Here is a 5,878-nt window from a genome sequence, read left to right as displayed (position 1 = left end):
TCTGGCGGCTGCGTGAGCAGACGTTCGCTACGGAGGCGTAAGCGCAGTTTATCTGCGCGGTTAAACGCCGAAGTGAGCGTGCCTTAAACTTTGAGAATGTATATTCTCAAAGTTAATCTGCTCTAGCAGCCCCGTAGGCCTGAAACAGGCTGCGGGCATAATGTTCACGGTATCACAATAAAGCGTGACATAAAAGATGCGTAAGGGCCAAAGCCCTTGGAATCTACGCCGGATACCAGCAGAATACGCGCCGAAGGCGGACCGGACACGGACGGAATACGGGACGCGCACGGACGGCTCGCCGCATACGCGCGGAAATGCCGAATGCTGCGCCAGACAGGCCATGCTCAAAACGGGTAGAATGCTGCCCCTGCGGCGCTTGTGCATTGCGCGGGCAAAGAAAGCCTCCGGACAGCGGCCTCACGGCATTTTTTCCGATCAACGCAACAAGGAAAAAAAGAAAGGAGGCAGGCAGGCAGGCAGGCAGGCAGGCAGGCAGGAAAACGAAAAGGATAAAAAATCAGTCAGCCAGCAGGCGCACCGCCCCGGCAGGAAAACAGGCAAAAACCTTTTTACCCTCAACAAGGTGCAGCTTGCCCACAGCCCTTGTATCAAGGGTGGCCCGCAGGGTCGTGCCGTCCGGCAGCCCAAGGCAGACAAAGGTTTCCACCATGTCCGCATGCAGGCTTTCCACCACGCCGCGCAGGCAGTTGGCAAGGCTGGCAGGCGTTTTTTCCGTGCAGACCACAATACGTTCCGGGTCCACATGGGCGCTCAACACCTGATTTTCATGCAGCTCGAGCAGCCCCGCCTCTTCGGGAGAACAAAGACAGGTTAGCCGCACATCGGAAAACGTGGTCAGCTCAACCTGAATTTTGCGCATGCCAGAGCTGATGGCGCTGACAATGCCGAAAAACAGGTTTGTCCCGTCATCAGCCGCAACAGGCGGCCCGTTATGGCGTGCGCTTTCCGTCCCGGCCTTTTGCCCGGCCAGAAGGCGACACGCCTCGCCGCCGGAAAATTTCAAAAACGCTCTCAGCTGCGCGGCCCCCTGCTGGCCCAGAAATTTCTGCACCAGCGGCATGGGTACATGCAGGGCGAGCAGCTCAAGCCCGCGAGAATAGCGGATGGCACGCGGCCCCACCATAGCGGCGGGCAAGTCCATTGTCTCGCCCACGGCATAAAACTTCTTGCGCACAAAACCCTGGTCAAAGCGCAGAAAATCCGGCTCCGCAGCCTGCGGCAGACTGAGAATACGCCGGATGTGGCGCATGGCGCTCAAGGGCAGCAGAATTTCGCGCGCATTGACCCCAGGCACGCGCATCATGCCCGTAACGGTATCAATGGCGCGGCACGGTTCAAGGCTCAGGGCTTCGCCCAGGCGCAGGCCCCCGTATCGAAACACCAGAAAAAGCAGGTGCAGGCGGGCGCGGGCGATTTTTTGCGCCCTTGTGACGGCCTCGCTTTCCCACTGTTCCCAACGCAGGGTGAGGGCTTCCAGTTGCTGACGGGTCAAATGGCTATGCATAGGCAAACAGGCAGTTAGAACATTTTCGTTGTGAAAGCATATATTCTCGAAGGATCAAGGCACTCACTCCGGCGCTTGGACACGCAAATAAGCTGCGCTTGCGCCTTTGTGGCGGCCGTTTGCGGACACAGCCGCCAGAGGGGCTTCAGGGTAAAACCGCTCTAAACCGCGCGCCGGGAATATCCGGCTGTCCGGGTTTTCCGCCTCAGCCAACACGGGGAACGCCGGTAGAGGCGCGTTCAATAAGTTTGTGACTGACCTCGACCCTGGTTATATTCCGGTTGGAAAGCTGTCCGCTGATTCTCGCATGCAGCAGTTCCAGGGCATTATGCCCCTTGTCCTTGATATAGTGCTCAATGGTCGTCAGCGACACGCGGGCAAAATGCGACGGCCAGAGGTTGTCGAATCCGCAGACGCTGTAATGGCCGGGAATGCTCAAACCCGCATCAATCACGGCATCCATAACCCCGTAGGCCACCATGTCGTTGACTGCCACAAAGGCTGTGATCTTTTTGTCGTCAAAGCAGCTTCGTGCCAGTTCATAGCCCACGGTGTGCTCGATAAGCAGGTTTTCCAGTTCCGTTTCCGGAGAAATATCGCGGCGCTTGACCAGCAGGCGGCCTTCCGGGCAAAGCTGGGCCAGGGTGTCCTGCAGCCCCTTGAGGCGCTGCACCCGGATGGGATTGCAGGCGTCCAGCGATGTGGAAATATAGGCCATATGCTTGTGGCCCAGTTCGCACATGTGCCGGGCAATAAGGCTGCCCGCGTCGTAATTGTTCAGTTCCACGGTATCCACGTTAAGGCCCACGCGCCGGTCGCCCATAACCACCAGGGGCATCTTGCGCCCGGCACGGGCCAGTATGGCGTCCGGGTGCGCCAGCATGGCGAATATAATGCCCGCCATGCCCGTGGAACGGGCCAGTTGCAGGGCGGCCAGCTCGTTTTCCAGGCTGCGGTAGGTGGCGCTTACGCAGGTGGCGTAATTCTTTTTTTCCGCCGCCTGCTGAATGGCCTGGATAATCGTGGCATAGTAAGGATTTGTCACGTTCGGCACGGCGATCAGGATGACGGGCCTGGCTCCCGGGGCTACCCTGCCGCGCCTGCCGCCGGTGTAATTGAGCTTTGCCGCCGCAGCCAGAACGGTCTTGACTGTTTCCTCGGCAAAAGACACCCCTTCACGCCCGTTGAGAATCATCGAAACCGTGGCGGGAGACACCTCGGCCGCCTGGGCCACATCCGCAAGGGTTGCCTTTTTTATGCCCACGCCGTCCTGATTTCCGCCATCAATAGTCATCTTTTCTTTCCTTCCGGCATTCATATCCTGTGTGTACGGACGCATAACGCCTGAAATGTTCTTACCCGCAATATGCGGGACGCACAATGCCGTTATTCCGTAAACATGGCGCAAAACTGGCAAAAATTTTCCCTGGCTGCGCCGACGGTTCCGGACTGTGCGTATTGTTTAAAATTTTAATAATATTTTAATTGACATTAAATTCCACAGCATGCTATCCGGACATTCAGACCGGCGTTTTACGCCTTTTTTATGTAAAAAACATTAAATATTACATTTCTTTAATGCATTATTTAATAGATAAAAGCACAACATTCCCGCAGTTAATTAAAACTTTTAACAGCCGCACGACGGGAAGCCCCTGGCGGGACGGCAGCATCGGAGGAAAGCATGTCAGACGCAAGGGCGCAAAAACACGTTCCCACCAAACAGGAGATGCGCAAAGTCGTTATCGCCAGCCTGCTTGGCGCCACCATCGAATGGTACGACTTTTTCCTGTACGGGGTCGTGGCGGGCATTGTGTTCAACAAACTCTACTTTCCCACCTCCGATCCTTTCATCGGCACCATTCTGGCCTACAGCACCTTTGCCATCGGCTACCTGGCCCGCCCCCTCGGCGGCTTCATATTCGGCCACTACGGCGACAAGCTGGGCCGCAAGCGCATGCTCATCCTCACCATGCTCATTATGGGCATAGCCACAGTGGGCATCGGCCTTATCCCCACCTATGCCAGCATCGGCATTGCCGCCCCCATCCTGCTGCAAACCCTGCGCCTGTGCCAGGGCCTCGGCCTTGGCGGCGAATGGGGCGGAGCGGTGCTCATGACCTATGAATACGCCAGCGAACGCGAAAAAGCCTTTTATGCCAGCATACCCCAGATGGGGCTTGCCACGGGCCTTTGCCTCGCTTCCGGCATGGTGGCCCTGCTTTCCTGGCTGTTGACCAACGAACAGTTCATGGCCTGGGGCTGGCGCCTGGCGTTTCTCATGAGCGTGGTGCTTATCGCCATAGCGCTTTACGTGCGCACGCATATTCTTGAAACACCCGAATTCCGCAAGGCGCAGGAAGAAGGCCAGACAGAAAAGAAAACCCTGCCCATTGTCACGGTATGCAAGAATTTTCCCGGCAATATCGCCCTCGGCGTGGGCGCGCGCTGGATTGACGGCGTGTTCTTTAACGTGCTGGCGGTGTTTTCCATCAGCTATCTTGTGCAGTACATCAACGTCACGCGCACCGAAGCCCTCACGGCGGTCATGATCGCGGCCCTGCTCATGTGTCCGTTCATTCTCATCGCCGGACGCCTGGCCGACCGCTTTGGCCGGGGCCGTATCTACGGACTGGCAAGCCTGGCCTGCGCCCTGACCATCTTTCCCTCTTTCTGGCTCATGCAGGGCAGCGGCGGAAACATGTTCATCATCGGCCTTGCCATAGCCATCCCGCTCAGCATCTGCTATGCCGGGGTGTTCGGACCTGAAGCAGCTCTTTTTTCTGACCTTTTTCCTGCTGAAGTGCGCTACACCGGCATTTCCATAGTGTACCAGTTCCCCGGATTCCTGGTGGCCGGCATTGTACCCGGCCTGTGTACGGTCTTCATGCGGTGGAACGACGGCGATCCTGCCTATATCTGCATTTTTGTCATCATTGCTGCTGTCACCAGCGCGCTGTCGGCCTTTACCATCCAGCGGCGGCATAACAGGGCGGCGCAGCAGGCCCAGGCCCAGTCGCATGATGCCGCCATGCAAGCCGGGGCAAGCTCACAGGCTCAGGGGTAACCATGCGCATATTGCAACTTTCCGACACGCATCTACGCGGCGACAACAGCCTGTCCTTCCGCGTTGTGGACACACGGCGCTGCCTCGATGCCGCCGTCACGCACCTGAAAACCATGAGCCAGAAGCCGGACATTATGGTGCTCAGCGGCGACCTGGCCGACAGCGGCGACCTCAACGCCTATCATATCCTTTATGACGCGCTGTCGCCCCTGGGCATTCCCGTTTACGCACTGCCGGGCAACCACGACAGGCGCGACAGAATGCAAAGCGTGCTGCAAGGCTGGTGCCCCGCAGACCCGGAAGCAGCCCCCCACATCTGCTACACGGTTGAACTGGACGACCTGCGCCTTGTCATGGTGGACAGCATGCACCCCGGCTCGCATTCCGGCCATCTGTTTCCTACGGTTGAAAGATGGCTGGCCCGTACCCTGGCGCAAAGGCCCCATGTGCAGACCCTGGTTTTCATGCACCACCCGCCCTTCATAACGGGCATGGGGGCGATGGACGAACCCTTTGAAAACCAGGGCGCACTGGCTGCCATCGCCGGCGGCAACCCGCAGGTCCGGCTGTTCTTCGGCCATATGCACAGGCCCATAATCACCCAATGGCAGGGGCGGCTGTGCATGACAGCCCCCTCTGCGGCCATGCAGATCGACCTGGACCTTTCCCCCGAAGGCGGAGACACCTTCCTCATGGAGGCCCCGGGCTATCTGCTGCACCACCATAAAAACGGCATGCTCAATACGCATGTTTGCCAGATTCCGACGGACGTGACCTTTGCCGGACCGTATCCCTTTGTGGGATCCGTCAACCCCTCCGGCCCGGCGCGGTAGACCGTACGGTCTTCAGCGCGCCTGTTCACAGGCAGGACCCGTTCTCCCGTGAGCGGGTCCTTGCTTATGCAGACGCTTGAATCTTTGCAGGCGCTGCCGTATCTGCCGGGCAAGGCAGGGTTCGGCCGCACACAAAAATAAATGTTCCGCACGGGTTTCAGAAAAAATGTAGACAGACAGTCTTTTTGCCTTGCACCCTGCGCGCAGCACGGAGCAGCGCCGGTGGCGAAACCGCACAGCAAGGACGCTGCGCGCAGGCAGACAGCCGCGCCATCTCAGGCATGCAGCATGAAAAGCTCTAGAGCAATTTCACTTTGAAATTACTCTGGCGGCTGCGTGAGCAGACGTTCGCTACGGAGGCGTAAGCGCAGTTTATCTGCGCGGTTAAACGCCGAAGTGAGCGTGCCTTAAACTTTGAGAATGTATATTCTCAAAGTTAATCTGCTCTAG

The 5,878-nt window shown here is 57.9% G+C and carries 4 protein-coding genes; 2 read left to right on the top strand and 2 right to left on the bottom strand.

Features of this window, described 5'->3' with window-relative positions:
• Nucleotides 1-520 precede the first annotated feature (520 nt).
• Entirely contained in the window at nucleotides 521-1,516 is a 996-nt protein-coding gene (locus tag V6C16_RS06665; RefSeq protein WP_333536580.1) for a TOBE domain-containing protein, read from the bottom strand.
• A gap of 217 nt (nucleotides 1,517-1,733) precedes the next feature.
• Complete coding sequence (locus V6C16_RS06660; RefSeq protein WP_333536581.1) at nucleotides 1,734-2,822, bottom strand: LacI family DNA-binding transcriptional regulator; 1,089 nt, start codon at nucleotides 2,820-2,822, stop codon at nucleotides 1,734-1,736.
• Nucleotides 2,823-3,212: 390 nt separating this feature from the next.
• Here V6C16_RS06660 and V6C16_RS06655 point away from each other — a divergent pair, with 390 nt between their 5' ends.
• Both V6C16_RS06655 and V6C16_RS06650 read left to right on the top strand, forming a co-directional pair.
• On the top strand, nucleotides 3,213-4,595 hold the full coding sequence (locus V6C16_RS06655) for an MFS transporter (protein WP_333536582.1): 1,383 nt from the start codon (nucleotides 3,213-3,215) through the stop codon (nucleotides 4,593-4,595).
• Nucleotides 4,596-4,597: 2 nt separating this feature from the next.
• The gene (locus tag V6C16_RS06650) at nucleotides 4,598-5,428 is read left to right on the top strand and encodes a phosphodiesterase (protein ID WP_333536583.1); all 831 of its coding nucleotides are present in this window, start codon (nucleotides 4,598-4,600) and stop codon (nucleotides 5,426-5,428) included.
• Nucleotides 5,429-5,878 lie beyond the last annotated feature (450 nt).

The sequence above is a fragment of the Desulfovibrio sp. 1188_IL3213 genome (genome assembly GCF_036763145.1).
In the GTDB taxonomy this organism is placed as follows: domain Bacteria; phylum Desulfobacterota; class Desulfovibrionia; order Desulfovibrionales; family Desulfovibrionaceae; genus Desulfovibrio.
Note: the sequence above shows the minus strand (reverse complement) of the source record. Positions and strands in the feature narration are given on the sequence as shown.

Coding starts and splice junctions, on each gene's coding strand:
- V6C16_RS06660 (WP_333536581.1), bottom strand. CDS start 2,822: ATGACTATTGATGGCGGAAATCAGGACGGCGTGGGCATAAAAAAGGCA.
- V6C16_RS06655 (WP_333536582.1), top strand. CDS start 3,213: ATGTCAGACGCAAGGGCGCAAAAACACGTTCCCACCAAACAGGAGATG.
- V6C16_RS06650 (WP_333536583.1), top strand. CDS start 4,598: ATGCGCATATTGCAACTTTCCGACACGCATCTACGCGGCGACAACAGC.